General features: G+C 50.5%; 18 protein-coding genes. 16 read left to right on the top strand and 2 right to left on the bottom strand.

What is annotated here, in order from left to right; translation table 11 throughout:
• Positions 1–450: 450 nt before the first annotated feature.
• The 12 genes from ABYP33_RS01275 (at position 451) to cobB (ending at position 12,592) form a co-directional block, all read left to right on the top strand.
• Positions 451–2,262, top strand: coding sequence for a hypothetical protein (locus ABYP33_RS01275; RefSeq protein ID WP_373087439.1), 1,812 nt, complete (start codon positions 451–453; stop codon positions 2,260–2,262).
• Positions 2,263–2,357: 95 nt separating this feature from the next.
• Complete coding sequence (locus tag ABYP33_RS01270; protein ID WP_373087437.1) at positions 2,358–4,478, top strand: YjbH domain-containing protein; 2,121 nt, start codon at positions 2,358–2,360, stop codon at positions 4,476–4,478.
• 27 nt (positions 4,479–4,505) lie between these two features.
• Positions 4,506–5,189 (top strand): dethiobiotin synthase, encoded by a 684-nt coding sequence (bioD, locus tag ABYP33_RS01265; protein ID WP_373087434.1) that lies wholly within the window; start codon positions 4,506–4,508, stop codon positions 5,187–5,189.
• A gap of 306 nt (positions 5,190–5,495) precedes the next feature.
• A complete protein-coding gene (locus tag ABYP33_RS01260) occupies positions 5,496–7,283 on the top strand; it encodes an acyl-CoA dehydrogenase C-terminal domain-containing protein (protein ID WP_373087432.1) in 1,788 nt (595 codons plus the stop codon).
• 64 nt (positions 7,284–7,347) lie between these two features.
• The gene (locus ABYP33_RS01255) at positions 7,348–9,138 is read left to right on the top strand and encodes an acyl-CoA dehydrogenase C-terminal domain-containing protein (RefSeq protein WP_373087430.1); all 1,791 of its coding nucleotides are present in this window, start codon (positions 7,348–7,350) and stop codon (positions 9,136–9,138) included.
• A 123-nt stretch (positions 9,139–9,261) separates the two neighbouring features.
• Complete coding sequence (locus tag ABYP33_RS01250; RefSeq protein ID WP_373087428.1) at positions 9,262–9,450, top strand: DUF3094 family protein; 189 nt, start codon at positions 9,262–9,264, stop codon at positions 9,448–9,450.
• Positions 9,451–9,591: 141 nt separating this feature from the next.
• Positions 9,592–9,876: a hypothetical protein gene (locus ABYP33_RS01245; RefSeq protein ID WP_373087426.1), complete on the top strand. Its 285-nt coding sequence runs from the start codon at positions 9,592–9,594 to the stop codon at positions 9,874–9,876.
• Positions 9,877–9,921: 45 nt separating this feature from the next.
• Positions 9,922–10,368, top strand: a complete 447-nt coding sequence (locus ABYP33_RS01240) for a LysR substrate-binding domain-containing protein (RefSeq protein WP_373087424.1) — start codon at positions 9,922–9,924, stop codon at positions 10,366–10,368.
• A gap of 91 nt (positions 10,369–10,459) precedes the next feature.
• Positions 10,460–10,873: a VOC family protein gene (locus ABYP33_RS01235; protein ID WP_373087422.1), complete on the top strand. Its 414-nt coding sequence runs from the start codon at positions 10,460–10,462 to the stop codon at positions 10,871–10,873.
• Positions 10,866–11,360, top strand: a complete 495-nt coding sequence (locus tag ABYP33_RS01230; RefSeq protein ID WP_373087420.1) for a GNAT family N-acetyltransferase — start codon at positions 10,866–10,868, stop codon at positions 11,358–11,360. Before ABYP33_RS01235 ends, ABYP33_RS01230 begins: the two co-directional genes overlap by 8 nt.
• Before the next feature lie 63 nt (positions 11,361–11,423).
• A complete protein-coding gene (locus tag ABYP33_RS01225; protein ID WP_373087418.1) occupies positions 11,424–11,867 on the top strand; it encodes a TM2 domain-containing protein in 444 nt (147 codons plus the stop codon).
• A gap of 8 nt (positions 11,868–11,875) precedes the next feature.
• Positions 11,876–12,592: a Sir2 family NAD+-dependent deacetylase gene (gene cobB / locus ABYP33_RS01220; protein ID WP_373087415.1), complete on the top strand. Its 717-nt coding sequence runs from the start codon at positions 11,876–11,878 to the stop codon at positions 12,590–12,592.
• Here the strand turns inward: cobB and ABYP33_RS01215 are convergent.
• Positions 12,589–14,007, bottom strand: a complete 1,419-nt coding sequence (locus tag ABYP33_RS01215; protein WP_373087412.1) for a PLP-dependent aminotransferase family protein — start codon at positions 14,005–14,007, stop codon at positions 12,589–12,591. The two genes, cobB and ABYP33_RS01215, sit on opposite strands and share 4 nt — an antisense overlap.
• Positions 14,008–14,342: 335 nt before the next feature.
• Here ABYP33_RS01215 and ABYP33_RS01210 point away from each other — a divergent pair, with 335 nt between their 5' ends.
• The 3 genes from ABYP33_RS01210 to ABYP33_RS01200 are packed head-to-tail and all read left to right on the top strand — an operon-like array spanning position 14,343 to position 15,110.
• Positions 14,343–14,540 carry a PhzF family phenazine biosynthesis protein gene (locus ABYP33_RS01210; protein ID WP_373087410.1) on the top strand — a complete coding sequence of 66 codons (198 nt, stop codon included), beginning with the start codon at positions 14,343–14,345 and terminating at the stop codon, positions 14,538–14,540.
• Positions 14,541–14,556: 16 nt separating this feature from the next.
• Positions 14,557–14,943, top strand: a complete 387-nt coding sequence (locus tag ABYP33_RS01205; RefSeq protein ID WP_373087408.1) for a hypothetical protein — start codon at positions 14,557–14,559, stop codon at positions 14,941–14,943.
• Entirely contained in the window at positions 14,886–15,110 is a 225-nt protein-coding gene (locus tag ABYP33_RS01200) for a PhzF family phenazine biosynthesis protein (RefSeq protein WP_373087406.1), read from the top strand. The genes ABYP33_RS01205 and ABYP33_RS01200 overlap by 58 nt, the downstream gene beginning before the upstream one ends.
• Positions 15,111–15,115: 5 nt before the next feature.
• Here the strand turns inward: ABYP33_RS01200 and ABYP33_RS01195 are convergent, their stop codons facing one another.
• Positions 15,116–15,991, bottom strand: a complete 876-nt coding sequence (locus tag ABYP33_RS01195) for an AraC family ligand binding domain-containing protein (protein ID WP_373087403.1) — start codon at positions 15,989–15,991, stop codon at positions 15,116–15,118.
• Between the two features lie 204 nt (positions 15,992–16,195).
• On the opposite strand from ABYP33_RS01195, the gene ABYP33_RS01190 reads away from it, so the two are divergent.
• A complete protein-coding gene (locus tag ABYP33_RS01190; RefSeq protein WP_373087401.1) occupies positions 16,196–17,614 on the top strand; it encodes an aldehyde dehydrogenase family protein in 1,419 nt (472 codons plus the stop codon).
• Positions 17,615–17,678 lie beyond the last annotated feature (64 nt).

Here is a 17,678-nt window from a genome sequence, read left to right as displayed (position 1 = left end):
CGTTTTGATCAACTGGGGCTGATCTCGTTAGTGGATCAGTATCGTCGTCTCATGAGTACAATATGAACCGCCGTATACGGAACCGTATGTACGGTGGTGTGGGAGGACGGCGGAAGTGATTCCGCCTCCTACCCGATCTTGGAGTAAGACGCGGAATATATAAAACGTAACTGTCTTAAAGTGCGGTAGTGGACTTTGGTTTATTCTCATTATCTGGGTCCTCCAGATGTTTGGCTTTAAAGTGCGGAATCAAATATAGATTAACGACGTGTTAGTATCATTTTCGTCCTGCGTTGGCATTGAGTGGCGATCTAAAGCCGTTAATGTGTTGGCACAGTCGAATTAATTCGTGTCTGCGGTGGCGCATGGTATTCAGTGTGCTATATATCTACTGGGCTGAAAATCTAAGCTAATAATGCAGTCTGCTTCTTATAACAGGTGGGTGTAGATATGAATAATAAGGGGAATATGCGACTAACCCTGATTGCTGCGGGGATTATGTCGGCGGGAGCGCTAACGGCTTGCTTTAACGACGAATCAGCGAAAGTTGTCCGGCCAGTTGAGGACAGCCTATTTGTGGTGCGCTTAGTGGATGAAAGGCGTAAGCCGATTTCTGGCACGATTCAGATTGAAGATCAGGATAGCGGGCCTAATGATGCTGCGCGGTTCTCGTCAGTCAATGACGATGTTTCCAAGGTTAGCTATACCGCGGGTGCGAATGGTATTGTCTTTCTCGATTTGGTGAGCTCCTCAGACTTGATTAAGAACGATCCACTTGATGTTGTTTTTGTTGGTTCGGCGTCCGGCTATATCGCCAGCAGTAAATTGGGCTCGTATACCGCTTCTGGTCAGTATGCGGAGACCATTATATTGACCTCCAAAACCGCCGCGGCGACAACACCAACGGCGTATAAATCGGTGGCTGGTAATGCAACGGTTTCCGGTGGCATAGCAACCAATGATGCAGACCTAGTGCTGACGACAGACAGGCGTGCCGCTGGTGCGGGTCAGGCAGCGGTTAAGGGCACTGCGAAAGTTAGAATTCCTGCGGGTACTCAGATGTCCTTGGCGGACGGCACTGCGCCAGCTCCCGGGCCTATTACGCTGGAGACGGTTTATTTTGACAATGATACCGACCCTGCAGTAACCCCTGCCGACGGCGCTCTTGCGCTTTTTCCCGGTGGTTTAACGGGTATGCAGGTCAGTGGTCAGAACCCGGGGTCAATGGCATCGGCTGGTTTTGCGGCAATAGAGTTACGTGATTCGGCGGGTAAGCTGATCACCAAGTTTAATGGCCAAAAAGTTGAAGTTGAAATGGTCATCCCCGATGGCACTCCTTATCCCTCTGGATCAACTGTTGGTCAGGATGTAGACAGTAATAATGTTGTTTCTGCAGGCGATACTGTGCCGGTATGGTCTTACGATGAAATTAAAGGTCGGTGGACCCCTCAGCTTGATGCTCAGGGCGCCCAGCAAATTGCGACGGTTCAAACGCGTACTGTTGGTGGGCAGCCTGAGTTATTTGTTACGTTTACCTCGGATCACTTAAGCTACTTTAACCTCGATTTTTACTTCAATACTTGTGCATCGGGGGCTGACGGCACGGTCTCAGTCGTTGATAAAAACGGTGTGCCGAATAATAGAAAGCTGAATTTGTATCTAAAATTGGGCGTTGGCAATGGAGGCTGGGCGAATGAATCCGCGTCCGTGACGTCTTCATTCGAAGTCAACAGTTTGCCAGATTTTGCGATTAGTGTGGGCGCCGTTGACCCCGCTAACCCGGGAGTGGGCGTTGCCACGTTTACACCGAGTGGTGGCGTAGCATCAGCTGTTGCGACAAGTGGGGCTTTGGCGGGTTATGCGGCAGCGGGTACCTGCAACTTAATCGGCGGTGTAGTGAAGTTAAACGTAGAGAACGGGGGTGCCGTTGCTCCAGTACCGGTTAGCCTTCAGATTAAAACGAGGGCTGCTTGTTCTAATATCGCCGGTCAATATGAACCGGTTGCCGCTAGTGGCGCAATTAGTTCGGGCTCAATGTTTACGTCATTCAGTACGTCTGCGAGCGGAAATTATACCGCGTCGATTTTTGCGACTCCGACCTACACGATTAATGTCACGGGAAATGGCAGCGAAGCAGCAGCAGGGCCAAGTAAAGGCAATACGTTTACTAATCCCTTGGTGTTAACGCTTGGCGCTAAAACCTGTGCGACAGGTGGCACGGGCGGCACGGGGGGGACCGGTGGCAGCGGCGGTACGCTTTAATATTAAACGGTGGTTTTTAAGGGTGGCTATATAGCCACCCTTTTTTTTACGTTAAACTTAGCGCAAAATTTATATTGAAAAATGAGAGGTTTCTCTTGAAACGGAATATTGGTGCTGGACTGTTAATGGCCGTATCAACGCTTGCATTTGCGCAAGGGAATATGAATATGCAAGGTGTGAGCGGCCTATTAAACGTGCCAGACGCCTCGGTGCTAGAATACGGCACAGCAACAATTGCGTGGGATAATCAAGTTGATGGTCGTTTTGCCCGGCCGCGAACACTGAATGACACCGGCAATGATATCAATTTTGCTGCCGGGGCCTTCCCCCATTTTGAGATGGTCGGGCGTAATGTGTCGCCGGAGACGACCACAGGCGGCTCAGACTTATCCTTTAATATTAAATTACAGCTTCCTTGGGAGTTGCTGCCGGGGCTGAATTTCGCCATTGGAGAAATGGATTTTGGAGGTTCGGTTAACGAATACGATACCAAGTATGCGGTCGCAACTTGGCAATACGGTCCCATTCGCACCACCCTTGGCGCGGGTACTTACGATGGCCGAGTCGAAGGCACCGGTCGATTAGACGGGATTTATGGTGGCGTAGAATTTGCGGCTACAGATTGGTTGAGCGTAATATTGGAAGATGACGCCTACTCATTGAATACCGGTATTCGACTGGCAACGCCAGAACATTGGTTGCCGGGTGGCTGGCAAGCATCCATGTTGTGGATGTATTCTGCCGAAGAGGGCGTAGATGACCGCCAAGATTGGTATGGCCTTAATGTCAAAATACCCTTGGCGGCAGAATATGCGCGGGTTTTACCAAAAGATCGGCCGCGTTCTGAGGCCGTACTTAATTCCTCGTATGTTATTACCGAGAGTTACGGTAAAGATGAATTATTAGCTAACAATCCCTTACTCGCGCCGCCGACGGCCACGCCCGCGGAAGCGATGTCACGTTTAGATGCAGTCAATGGAGAAAAAGCACTGCATGATCGCTTTGTTGCGGCCAATTTTGAACAGGTGCGGGTACAAAAATACGGTCGTGAGTGGGTCGTTGCTTTTGAAAATGTGCAATACAATGCTAATGACATTGATGCTCTAGGTGTTGCCGCGGGCGTTGCGGCCATGTCACTGCCCGATGGTGACCGCTTTTATTTGCAGCTGGAAAAATACGGCGTTGCTATTTTTGGTTTAGGTAGTGAAGTTGTCGGATGGAAGGCCTTTTTAAGGGGTAATGGCGCTATTCCCGATTCAGAAATGGTGACCGCCCCAGCAAATAGACTTCGGCGTCGCAGCACAGACGGCGGGATTTTTGCTGCAAGTATAAAAAACAGCATCGATTATTTAGCTTTCAGGCCTGATGTCCGTATTCGCCCGATTTTGTCGTCAACCGTGGGAACGGAATACGGTGTTTTTGATTATTCCTTAGCGGCACGAGCGGATGTGGTTTTACCGCTGTGGCAAGGTGCTGCCTTTAATGTCAGTCGTGACTGGAATGTTAACGATACCGAAGATTTCACTCGAGAAGGTATTTACGGCGGAGTTTTTTATAATCAGCGGGTAACGGAGGGCGTTAAAGACCGTATCTTTAGCCAGACTTTTCGTCACGGTCAAGGCTTTACCAGCATGGTTTCCTATGGTCGTTTCTATGGTTTGGTCGACGGTGCATCGCTTGAAAGCCGATGGGAACCCGGTGACGGCCGTCATCGCTTTAAGATTATAGCCACTGATTTTGAAGAGAAACATCGCCCAGAAAATACCCATAATGCGCGCTTGTGGTCTTACCGTTATTTTGCGCAAAGTATTAATACATCAGTGGATATTACGGGGGGCGATTTCTATAACGAAGATTCGGGCTACCGACTTGAGTTTACGCAGCATATTGGTGATGTCAGGCTGCATCTTTTGTACAAAAAGTCTGAAGATAACGCCTTTGCCACTTTAGGCTTTACGATTCCCCTAACGCCGCGCAAAGGTATGACCCGGGTTGCTGGTGTGCATGTTGAAGGTCAGGCTAACTGGGCTTATGGTATTACCACCATTCTTGGCGAGCAGGGCAATCGCTTGGTGTTTGGGCCGAATATTATTCCTACCGTTTATAATGATTTGCGTAACACCTATTTCAGTGGCGATCGCCTAAATGCAGCCTATATCCGGGCTAACCAAGAACGCTTGGTTGACGCATGGCAGCGCTACGGTGAGAGCAAATAATGACTTACCTTGTTAAGGGTGCTGAGTTTGAAATCTAAGCACTACTTTATTGCTGGCACTGACACGGATGTGGGCAAAACGCTAATAGCCTGCGGCATTTTAGGTGCCGCAGCTAATTTGGGTTTAAAAACACTAGCAATAAAGCCGGTTGCTGCAGGGGCAGAGCAAACCGCCGCGGGCTTGCGTAATAGCGATGCACTCATGTTGATGGCGGCAATGACGGAGTCATTGCCCTATGCGCAGGTGAATCCGGTATTGTTGGCGCCACCCATTGCACCGCATATTGCCGCTGAGCAAGTTGGACGGCGCCTTGGTGTGTCGCAGTTAGCAGGGTTTTGTCGTGGCGTGATGATGCGTAAGGCCGATATGGTATTGATTGAGGGTGCAGGCGGTTGGCGCGTCCCCTTAAATCAGCGAGAAATGCTGTCTGGTTTAGCGATCGAATTGCAAACACCGGTGATCTTGGTGGTTGGTATGAAGCTGGGCTGTATTAGCCATGCTGTACTTACCGCTGAGGCAATACAAGCCGACGGTCTGCTTATTGCGGGCTGGGTTGCAAATAAACTTGGCGCTGAAATGGCGTGTTTTGATGAAAACTTGGCGACACTTCGCCAGCTGTTACCCGCCCCCTGTCTGGGTGTGGTGCCTAGTTTAGCTCGGCCAGACCCCGCGCTGGTAGCCGAATGCCTCGATCTCTCTCTTCTCGCCTAGTGACCGGGCCCTATCGGCCTGCTATAAGCGCTACACAATTTTCGTCATCCCGCTGTGCCATGGTGAAATGTTCGCTATGCTGATGCTTATATTTAGGAATTTGTACCGGAAATACGGCTGATGAGTATATTAAACGCACCGTAAAACTTACTGCTGTAATCGACGGAATATTCAATGTCATTGACCTAAAGGACCTTTCTGTACATCCAAAAACGCTTGCAAGACACAATAAAAGCGCTATAGTTGTCGCTGTCAACATTGCCCGGCAGGCACTGCCGCGGCCACCATGCACATGAGGTCGTTACCATGCCGCAATATACAGCTCCGCTCCGCGATATTAATTTCGTGTTAAAAGATGTACTCAAGAGCGATAAACATTTCGCCAGTCTCGCTACTCGAGAAGAGGTTAGCGAAGACTTAATGGACGCCATTATTAGTGAAGGTGCCAAGTTTTCTGAAAATGTTCTTTCTCCGCTGAACCAGCCTGGTGACCAAGAAGGTTGTACTTGGTCTGAAGACGGTGTTAAAACCCCTAAGGGTTTTAAAGAAGCCTATCAGCAATATGCTGAAGGTGGTTGGCCGTCAATGACTGCGAACCCTGAGTTTGGCGGTCAAGGCTTGCCCAATTCTTTGGGCTTAGTTGTCACCGAAATGGTCAGCTCTGCCTGCTGGTCTTGGGGTATGTACACTGGCTTGTCGCAGTCGGCCGCGCGTCTGCTTGAAGTCTATGCTAGCGATGAGTTGCAGCAGACGTATTTAGGCAAAATGACTGAAGGCACTTGGGGCGGCACTATGTGTTTAACCGAGTCTCACTGCGGTTCAGACCTTGGTCTGTTGCGCACTAAAGCCGAGGCCAATGCCGACGGTAGTTACAATGTTACCGGCACCAAGATTTTCATCTCGGGTGGCGAGCACGATATGATGGAGAATATTATCCATTTGGTGCTGGCCCGGGTTGAAGGCGCGCCAGAGGGTACAAAGGGTATTTCACTGTTTGTAGTGCCTAAGTTCCTGCCTGATGAAAATGGTGAAGTTGGTGAGCGCAATGGTGTGCATTGCGGCAGCATCGAACATAAAATGGGTATTAAAGCGTCTGCTACTTGTGTCATGAATTTTGACAGTGCTAAAGGCTTTTTGGTCGGCGAAGAAAACCGCGGCTTGAATGCCATGTTCCATATGATGAACTCAGCGCGTTTGGGTACAGCTTTGCAAGGTTTGTCAGCGGGTGAAGCTTCATTCCAAGGTGCACTGGCCTACGCTAAAGACCGCCTGCAAATGCGTTCCTTGAGTGGCCCGAAAAACCCCAGTGGCCCAGCTGACCCCTTAATTGTGCACGCTGATGTGCGCCGTATGCTGTTAACGCAAAAGGCTTTTGCTGAGGGCAGTCGCGCCTTTATCTATTGGGTTGCGCAATTGGTTGATACCTTCTACTTCGCTGGTGATGAACAGGCGCGCAAAGATGCCGAAGAGCTGTCTGAATTGCTGACGCCAATCGCTAAAGCCTTTGTTACGGAAACTGGCTTAGAATCGGCCAACTACGGAATGCAGGTCTTTGGTGGTCATGGCTTTATTTCTGAGTGGGGTATGGAGCAGATTGTTCGCGACCTGCGTATTTCTACCTTATATGAAGGCACTACGGGTATTCAGGCACTCGATTTACTTGGTCGTAAAGTAATGGGCAGTGGCGGTAAGCAGTTAATGGTGTTCACCAAAATCATTCACCGCTTCTGCAAAGAGCAGCAAGACAAGCCGGGCATGGCGCCCTTTGTCACCAAGCTGGTTGCGCTGAATAAAGAGTGGGGTGAGATCACCGGTAAACTCGGTGAAAAAGCCATGGCTAATGCCGACGAAGTTGGCGCCGCCTCAGTCGATTACTTGATGTATGCTGGCTATGTGTCGCTGGCCTATATGTGGGCGCGCATGGCGTCGGTCGCCCTCGACGGTGATGCTGACGATGTGTTCCTTAAAGCCAAGGTGCAAACGGCTAATTTCTATTATCAGCGTATACTGCCGCGTACTGAGGCCCATAAGATCGCGATGTTGAACGGCGCAGATAGCTTGATGGACATGCCAGAAGATGCCTTTGCATTTTAATTGTCACTAAAACCCATTTTGATTGCGGCGACCTTGTGTCGTCACTTGTTTAGAGGACCTCCGAATGCCTGAATATAAAGCCCCCCTGCGCGATATGCAGTTTGTGTTACACGATGTTTTTCACGCCGAGCAGCTCTGGGAAACCATGGCCGCAATGGAAGACGTCAATCGTGAATTGGCCGACGCAATTCTTGAAGAAAGTGCCAAAATTAATGAGAGCCTGATTGCACCTTTGAGCCAGCCTGGCCATGAAGAAGGTGTAAGCTGGGTAGAAGGCGTAGTGACTACGCCCAAAGGTTATCCTGAAGCCTTTAAGCAATTGGCTGATGGTGGTTGGGGCGGTCTGTCGGGTGCGCCAGAATACGGTGGGCAAACGATGCCTAAAATGTTGGTACTATTGTTTGAGGAGATGCTTTATTCCTCTAACATCGCCATGGGCCTCTATTTAACGCTAACCTCGGGCGCAGCACTGGCGATTGCCAGCCATGCATCCGAGGAACTCAAAACCAAATTCCTGCCAAATATGTACTCTGCAAAATGGGCTGGCGCCATGTGCTTGACCGAAAGCCATGCCGGTACTGACCTCGGCATGATTCGGACCAAGGCGGTGCCTAAGGCTGATGGTAGCTACAGCGTTAGCGGCACCAAAATATTTATCACTGGCGGCGATCACGACCTGACTGAGAACGTTGTTCATTTGGTGTTGGCGAAACTGCCAGACGCCCCAGCCGGTTCTAAAGGTATTTCCCTTTTCTTGGTGCCAAAGTTTAAGGTTAACGATGATGGCAGCCTGGGCGAAGCCAATGGCGTGAGCTGCGGCAGTATTGAACACAAAATGGGGATTAATGCGTCAGCGACCTGCGTAATGAACTTTGACGGCGCTGAAGGCTATTTGGTTGGTGAAATCAATCGCGGCCTACAGGGCATGTTCACCATGATGAACTACGAGCGTTTGTCTGTGGGTATACAAGGCCTGAGCGCGGCGGAAGCGGCGTATCAGTGGTCTTCTCTATACGCTCGTGAGCGCACTCAAAGCCGCGCACCATCGGGTCCGGTGAATAAAGACGGCGCCGCCGATCCGATCATTGTGCACCCCGATGTACGCCGCATGTTGCTTACCCAAAAGGCCTATGTAGAAGCAGGGCGCGCTTTTGCGGTATACGTTGGCAAGCAATTGGATTTGTCTAAATTTGCCAATGGTGACGCGCAAGAACGTGGCGCGGCGATGGTTGAATTGCTAACCCCAGTAGCCAAAGCTTTCCTTACCGATAAAGGCCTTGAAGGCACTGTGCACGGCCAGCAGATTTTTGGCGGTCATGGCTATGTGCGCGAGTGGGGTATGGAGCAGTTGGTGCGTGATGTGCGCATTAGCCAGATATATGAAGGCACCAACGGTATTCAAGCACTGGACTTAATGGGTCGTAAGATTGCTGCTAACGGCGGTCAAACCTTGGCGTTGTTAGTTGCTGAAATGCGCGAGTTTAGCGCTTCAGCTGCGGCGGTACAGGGCATGGACGAGTTTGTAAGCCCATTGACTGAGGCGGTAGATAACCTCGAGTCACTATCTGCTTATGTGCTTGAACAGACTAAAAATGGCGATGCAAACGCGATTGGCGCGGCTTCGGTCGAATTCCTCCACGTTATGGGCTTCACGCTTTACACCTATATGTGGGCAATGATGTGCAAGGCGGTATTGAGTGGTGACTGTGCGCAAGGTGATGCCTTCGCGCAAGCGAAGCTGCATACTGCGCGCTTCTTTGTGCAGCGTTTATTGCCGCAGGCCAAAGGTTTGAGCGAGTCTATTCGCAACGGCAGTGCGAGTTTGATGGATATTCCAGAAGAAGCGTTTATCTAAATTTTGGGTAAACGGTAAAGCTGGAGAAGAAGGCGGCATCTTGCGATAATGATGCCGCCTTTTTTATTGCCTGTGCTTTTGTTAATAACAGAAGGGTGGTGATGCCTAAACCGTGGTGACGTAATGGAAAACGAACACAATAAGCTTAACCCTGAAGATCAAGCTAAAGTCGACGCCTTCTTAAAACAAGGTTACAACGAGACTGATCGCAAGCCTTATCGACCGCTTAAATTATTGGGCATCTTACTTGTAATTGTGTCTTTGATCACCGTTGGCAGCCTAATGCTTGCCCGCATGAGTGGGGTTCATTAAACCCTCGCTCAGCTCGCCCAATTTCTTTAGATCGATTGCAAAGTCGCGGTACCAAATACCGTGTTTTTCTTTCGGTGACTGCTTCGACCCATACTGGCTTGGCTTCTCCGGTTCTATTGCGAGGGTGCCGAACAGCAACCAGTGACATTTAACGACGAGCTGTTTGTTCGTAGCCGTTTAGGGATGACGCCCACGCCACGGGCTCAGCTGATATATCCGCAAATCCGCGAGGCACGGGCATTAGTGCGCGGTGCGCTAGCCAAAGAGCAGTATTTTGAACCGAGTCGCGATCAGCGTTGTTGTCGTCTGCTTGGCGACAACTATTTTGAAGCCTTGGCGCTTGGCCCACTCATGGCGCTGTTGCAACTGGTCGGCTCAGAACTTAACGTAGAGACCTTAGCATTTGCTGGTCAGGAACAAGATTAGCCCTTAGTTTACGGCGCTTAGATGTCGATGTATTAATAAGACTATGTGCCGCTGACGCAGGACTATATTTGTACTGAGCAGCTTGCCCAAGAGCGCTTGGTTGTCATCGCCAGAGGCGATCACCCGCGGATTAACGGCGGCTTATCTCTTGACCAATACATTGCCGAAGAGCATGTCTTTTTGCCGCCGCGCAGCCGCGAGCGCAGTCAGTTAGAACAGGCCTTGGGTGGCAAATCACTGTTGCGTAAAAAAGCGGCGCAAGTACAGAGTTTCTCTAGTATGTTGCCGGTGGTCGCGGCCACAGATTATCTCGCGGTGATGCCCTCGCGAATGCAGGAGGTTTTCGCTGGCACTTTCGATATACAGTGTTTTGATTTTCCTTTGCCGACTGATCCAATTCCGATTTGGATGATGTGGCCCGCGGCCTTAGACGGTGACGCTGCTCAGCAGTGGTTTCGGGCGCAATTGCGTCATTTAGTTGACACGCTGTAAGCGCTTGGCTTGGTGGCTAAGTGCTTAGACTTTAGGCCGGATCATTTGCTAGTCTGTTTGCACACAAGCTGCGCTTACAAGGGGACTTACAATGTCTGCGGTTTTGACTCATCTGGCACTCCACGTTCGTGATATTGAATCTTGCATCGCTTTTTACCAAGACTATGTTGGTCTGAAATTAATCCATCAGCGCGATAATAAGGCTGGTGGTGAGGTTGTTTGGCTGGCGGAAACGGGGCGTGAGCAGGCGTTTATTTTAGTGTTGTTGCCGGGTGGTCCCGGTCGTAATCAGCTTGATAGCGATTTTTCGCACCTGGGTTTTGCGCTGCCCAGCCGCGCGGCGGTAGATGTTATTGCGGCGCGGGGTAAACAAGACGGCATACTCGCTTGGGCGACACGCGAAGAACCCTATCCCGTTGGTTATTACTGCGGGCTACGTGACCCCGATGGCAATTTTGTTGAATTTAGTTATGGCCAGCCGCTGGGACCCGGCGCCAATGGATAATGCAAGCTTGAAAATTGCAATCGCTGATTATCACAACGCCGCTCACCGCGCCGGAATTATGACCTTAATGTCGGCTTATGCCTTAGACCCTCTGGGTGGCGGTGAGGCATTGCCGCACGAGGTGTTAATGAATTTGTGTGATGCCTTAGCCGGTGAAGCGGGTGCCATTACTTTGTTGGCCTTTGATGGTGAAAATGCGGTGGCGCTGCTCACCGCCCTGCGCGGATTTTCTACCTTTAAATGTAGGCCACTGCTGAATATCCACGATGTGATGGTTTTACCGCAATACCGGGGACAGGGTTTGAGTGATCGTATGATTGCTGAGCTTGAAGAGTTTGCTCGCTGTCATGACTACTGCAAACTGACCTTAGAGGTGCTGGCGAATAACCTCAGTGCACAGCGGGTGTATAAGCGTTGCGGTTTTGCGCCCTACGAACTCGACCCCGAACAAGGCGCAGCTACGTTTTGGCAAAAGCAGCTAATATAGTTTGTGCCTAGAACGAGCTAATTGCACTAATGATAGGACACTACCGAGAAAGGGCATTGATCAATGAAAGGCAAAATACTCGATTTTAAAGCCGACACTGGTGCCGGTGTGATTAGCGCCGAAGACGGTCAGCGTTATCCATTCACCGTCGCGCAGTGGCAAGCCGACACTGATATTCGGGCTGGTGTTGCCGTGGATTTTGTGGCAGCGGGTGCGCAGGCCGAAGCCATTTATGTAGATGCCGCGTTGGTTTCTGGCTCGTCTAAAAAAGTGGCCGCGGCACTGTTCGCATTTTTCTTTGGGGTGCTTGGCGTACATAAATTTTACTTGGGCTATACCAAACAGGGCGTGATCATGGTGCTGGCCTTTGTGTTTGGCTTTATTCTTCTTGGTTTGCCTTCTCTCGTCGTGGCGATTATTGCCTTGATTGAGTTTATTATTTACATCACTAAATCCGATGCGGAATTTGAACAGACCTATGTGCTCAATCAGCGGCCGTGGTTTTAAGAGTGAGTATGCCGTATCAGCGGGTAGTGGTATTGACTGGCGCGGGGATATCCGCAGAGTCTGGCATTAAGACGTTTCGTGCGGCAGGCGGCCTTTGGGAGGAGCACCGGGTTGACGATGTGGCGACCCCTGAGGGTTTCGCTGCCAATCCAGGGTTGGTGCAGCGCTTCTACAATGAGCGCCGTCGCCAATTATTAAGTGCCGCGGTAAGCGTAAATCCGGCGCATTTAGCGCTTGCTGAATTTGAGAGAAAATTTAGCGGTGAGCTTTTACTCGTTACCCAAAATATTGACGATCTTCATGAGCGCGCGGGCTCGCAGAAACTTATTCATATGCACGGCGAATTACTCAAAATGCAGTGCAGCTATAGTGGGGTGGTTTATCCAATCGCCACCGATATCAGTGCCGACGCTCGCTGTGTCTGCTGTGGTCTGTGTGGCAGTCTGCGCCCGCACATCGTATGGTTTGGTGAGATGCCCTTGGGAATGGATGCAATTTACACCGCCCTGGAGCAGTGTGATTTGTTTATTGCGGTGGGTACCTCGGGTAATGTCTATCCGGCGGCGGGTTTTGTGCAAGCTGCGGCAAGTGTTGGCGCCCATACCATCGAAGTAAATTTAGAACCATCGGCAGTGCAGTCCGCGTTTTTGGAAACCCGCTACGGGCTGGCCAGCGTTGAAGTGCCGCGTTTATTCAATGAGTTGTTGGCCGTTGCTACTCGTTAAATGCACTGCACATTCGCCAAAGTGCCCAGCGTGGCTAGACCCTCTTTGAGTTGAGTATTCCAAGGGCAGGCGCAGGAAATCCGCAGGCAATGGCGGTATTTTTCGCTGGCGGTAAACAGCGGTCCAGCGGCAATGCTAATGTTTTGCGCTAGGGCTTGCTCAGCTAATAACAGGGTGTCGACCTGTTTGGGCAGTTCTAACCACAGGGCATAGCCACCTCGAGGTTGGGTGATTTGGGTGCCGCTGGGCATATGCCGCGCTAAGGCTTCTCTGATGCGTGCTGTTGAGGTGGCCAGTGCCGCCCGCATGCGATGTAGGTGGCGGTCGTATTCGCCGCTGCGCAGCAGGCGTTCGGCGGCCAATTGCGGAATGGTGGCGCTGGCGGCGTTTAAAGTGAATTTTTGATAATTCAATTCCTCGCTGTATTTGCCTCCAGCAATCCAGCCGATGCGCAGTGCTGGTGATAGGGACTTAGACAGTGAGGAGCAGTACAACACGTCACTGCCTGTGTCGTAGCGCTTAGCGATGCTTGGCCGCAGTTGCTCAAAACTTAATTCACCGTAAATATCATCTTCAATTAGTGGGATGCGCGCCGCGCTGAGCATGGCGACCAAATCTCGCTTTCGGGTATCGTTTAATGTGGCGCCAGTGGGGTTGCTGAAATTGCTGACCACAATACAGGCCTTGATCGGCCATTTCTCAATCGCTAACTGCAAGGCTTCCAAGGAGATGCCGTGCTGAGGATCTGTGGGTATTTCTAGGGCTTGTAGGCCTAGTGAATCAATTATTTGCAGCAAGCCATAAAAAAGTGGCGACTCTAAGGCGACAATATCGCCTGCTTGGCAGCTTACTTTAAGGGCCAGATACAGGGCTTCTTGGCAGCCCTGTGTAATCGTGATGTCGTCGGCATGAAGTTGGCAACCAAGCTTGTTCATGCGTTTGGCGAGCTGTTGGCGCAGCCCCAGATAGCCCGGTGGGAATTCATAGCCATTGCTGCGCGCGTGGAGGTACCGGGCGGCGCTCGCTAGGGCCCGCTCTAGCGCCGCTACGGGTAAAAAACTGGCATCGGGAACGGTAGCCCCCAATCGCAGTATACCGGGCCGATTGGCAGCAGCAATGACTTGCATGACCCGTTGCTGGCTATTGATGAGGGTGGGCTTGGTATCGGGTTTGGACTCGCAAGGACGACACACCGCGTTTTCAAAACGGGCTTTAATATAAAAGCCGGAGCGCGGCCGCGCCTCGATATAGTGCTCTTGCTCTAAATAGCGGTAGGCAGCCAGTGCGGTAGATAGGCTGACATGGTGGGCTTCACTGGCTTGGCGCACGCTGGGGAGTTTGTCGCCGATATTGAGCTGACCTTGCTCGATATGCTCGGCAATCTGACTGGCGATTTGACGGTAGCGGGGCGGCATTGTGGCTTCCTGGTGCTGAACTGTTATGCAGCACAGTTGTTAAAATTTTTATCTGTACTGGGTCAGTGTAAGAATAGTGTATCTGTTATGGTTTTTCTTGTCGCGTTAATCTGAGTATGACGTGGTTATAGCTCAGCAGGGCGGAAAGGAGTCTGTAGTGAATGCATTGAAACTACTTTTTTATCGGTTAAAAAAATTACCGCTATTATTGTATTTTGCAAATACACTTTTTATCACTGGCGTGCTTGCGGTGATCATAATATTACTCGCGGGCGGGGGTGGCGCAAGTATTCAGGAGCGGGCGTGGTGGTGGAATATTCATTAGGCATAAATGTATGAAATATTTTGTAGTAGATGCCTTTAGTCGGCAGAAATATCGCGGTAATCCTGCGGCTGTGTGTTTGCAAGAAGGGTATATGTCCGATGTGGAAATGCAGCTATTCGCGGCTGAGTTTAATTTGTCTGAAACCGCGTATTTACAGTTACTTGCCGATGGTCACTACCGTTTGCGCTGGTTTACGCCATTGACCTAGGTGAATCTCTGCGGTCATGCGACCTTGGCTGCCGCTCATGTGCTGTGGTTTTAGTGCGACGCAGCTGCGTTTTGCAAGCCGCAATGGTGAGGTGCCTGCCTGTTTACTTGGCGATGGCATCGTGCTGGAATTTCCACTGGTTGAAACCGCGCCGGTCGCGGATAGCCTGCCGGTGCGCGGCTTGGCAAATAGTGTTGTGGCGGTCTTTAGTGCGGGCGAAGATTTATTGATTGAACTGGCGAACAGCACGGCGGTGCAAAATTTTGTGCCCGATCTCGGGGCAATTGCCGTTTTGCCGGCGGGGGGATTATCACTGCCAGTGCAGCTGTTGGCGATCATAGTAATGTGGATTTTGTCTCCCGTTTTTTGGCGCCTGCTGCAGGAATTGATGAGGACCCCGTAACCGGCTCCGCGCATTGTGCGCTGGCGCATTATTGGTCTCAGAAGCTTGGCCGAAATGCACTACGAGGGCGGCAGGTATCTGCTCGTAGCGGTGAAGTAGGGGTCGTAATTAATGGTGACAGAGTTGCTTTGGCTGGGCAGGCGGTAACAGGAGGTGAGATTTTCTAGGTGGCTTAGCTGCGGCGGTGCTGGCGGTAGTCGCTTGGTGCTAGGCCAATGGTTTTTTTAAACAACCGAGAAAAATAATACTCGTCATCGTAGCCGACGGCGGCGGCCACCTGTTTTACTGATTGGCTGGTGCTGTCGAGTAAATAGCAGGCCCGCTGAATTTTCATATTTATGAAATACTGAATAGGCGATTGGCCGGTATGCGCTTTAAATTTTTTAGTGAAGTGATATTTCGATAATTTTACCCCCGCCGCCAATTCGTCGAGCTTGAGTTGACCGTGAATATGTTCCTGCATAGTGGCACGTAGCCGCTCCCAATTTAATGCCTTACCGCTTTGCGGACGCTGTTGACGAACCAGGAGTGCGATATAGCTGAGAAGCGCCTGCAATTGATGGCCGCCTTGCACAAATTCGGCAAATTGATAGGCGCTGCGGCGCAGTTCAGAAAGGCCGTCAAATATCCGTACCACCCTCGGTTGCACGCCAATATTAAAGCAGGGGCTGCTGGGTTGAATGTGCCGGTAAAAATCTCCCGCGAGCTTGCCTTGAAAATGTAGCCAGTAAATTGTCCATGGATCCTTGGCGTCGGCCTTGTATGCGTGGGGGTGATCCGGTGGCAGCAGAATAATATCGCCGCTATTGATCCGGTAGTGCTTGTCGTCGCACATCAAGGTGCCCTTGCCGGCAATGCAGTATATAAGTAGGTGGCTGTCGTGTTGCTGGCGTTGCATGCGGTGACCAAAGGCGGCAGGGTAATAGCCCATGGCGAAGGGGTACAGACCCTCAGTTAGGGGGTGGGCGGCCAGCTGCGTTTGCATAAATTGCGGTGTTAGAAAGCGAATGCCTTGGGGGGGGAGTGGCCAGTCTGAGGTGATGGGCATGGTAAGCCTATGGATTTAGGTGGCTTTTTCTTTTTTTTAGGAATTATTTAGACTAAAATCTATGCGCAATATAGTCCATTAAGTCGGCAACATAATCAATCCTACCAGATTCATAACTGTGTTTATATAGTTGCCCTATTTCAGCATGACTGGGTGCGACCCAGCCATGTGTTGTAAACCACAAAAAGAACCCGGAGAGATATCATGGCCGCTGAAACCGCTGTTGCTACTACAGAAGAGGCGCTACTTGTGCAGTCTCTGATTGCCCGCTCGCGCGCCGCGCAAGCTCAGATCGCCGATTATAGCCAAGAGCAAATCGACGAATTGATCACCGCGATGGTGTGGTCTGTTGCGCGCCAAGATGTTGCGGAAAAAATAGCCAAATTCACCGTAGAAGAGACCCAGCTCGGTAATTATGACGGCAAGTTTCTCAAAATCTTCAAAAAAACCCGCGCCGCATTGTTCGATATCATCAATGATAAGTCGGTCGGTATTTTAGAAGAAGACAAAGAACGCAATATCGTTAAAATCGCCAAGCCAGTAGGGGTGATCGGTGCCCTAACGCCTTGTACCAACCCGGAGGCCACGCCAGTCATTAAAGCGATATCTGCGATTAAAGGGCGTAACTCTATTATTGTTGCACCGCACCCGCGTTCAAAATTGACCAACAAAATGATCTGCGATTTGATGCGCGGCGCGCTTAAAGCCTGTGGCGCACCAGAGGACTTGGTTATTTCTATCGACAACCCGTCGATGGAGGGTACCGCTGAACTAATGAAACAATGCGACCGTATTTTGGCCACCGGCGGCGCGCCAATGGTGAAATCGGCATACTCAAGCGGTACGCCAGCACTGGGTGTTGGTGCAGGTAATGCGGTTATTACTGTTGATGACACTGCAGACCTAGATGAAGCTGCTGAAAAAATCCGTATTTCTAAAACTTTAGATCTGGCGGCATCGTGCTCTTCAGACAATGCGGTTATCGCCTTTGAATCAAACGTAGACGCGCTGCTTGAAAAGCTGCAAGCCCAAGGCGGCTATATCTGCAACGCTGAAGAGAAAGCTAAGTTGCAGAGTATTATTTGGGAAGACGGTCACATTGCAGCGCGTATTGTTGCCCAGCCTGCGAGTGTACTGGCTGAAATGTCGGGTATTGACCTACCTGAAGGTAAGACATTCTTCATTGTGCCTGAAACGGGTGCAGGTCCAGATCACCCCTTTTCTGGGGAGAAGATGTCGGTTGTGATGGCTTTTTACACAGTGAAAGACATTGACGGCGCCATTGCCATGACGAATGCTATTCAGGCGTATCAGGGTCAAGGCCATTCCTGTGGTATTTATTCTTATAGCGATGAGAATATCATGAAGTTTGCCTACGCGACCAAAACCTCTCGGGTCATGGTTAACCAGCCACAGGCGCCATCTAACAGCGGTAACTTATGGAATGGTATGCGTCAAACCTTCTCGTTAGGTTGTGGTTCTTGGGGCAATAATAGCACCAATAACAATATTACTTGGCGCGACCTGATTAACGAAACTTGGGTGTCTAAGCCGCTGGCTGTGACTAAAGTGATTCCATCGGACGAAGAACTGTTCGGTAAAGTAATGGGTAAGTTCAAGTAAGTTTTGCTTCTAAACGCCGCGCTTTCCGCGGCGTTTTTATTGATGATTAAATCACAAAGAGAAT

This window comes from Zhongshania sp., from assembly GCF_041584495.1.
Taxonomy (GTDB): Bacteria; Pseudomonadota; Gammaproteobacteria; order Pseudomonadales; family Spongiibacteraceae; genus Spongiibacter.
The sequence above is the reverse complement of the archived record's forward strand: the minus strand, read 5'-3'. Positions and strand labels throughout refer to the sequence as shown.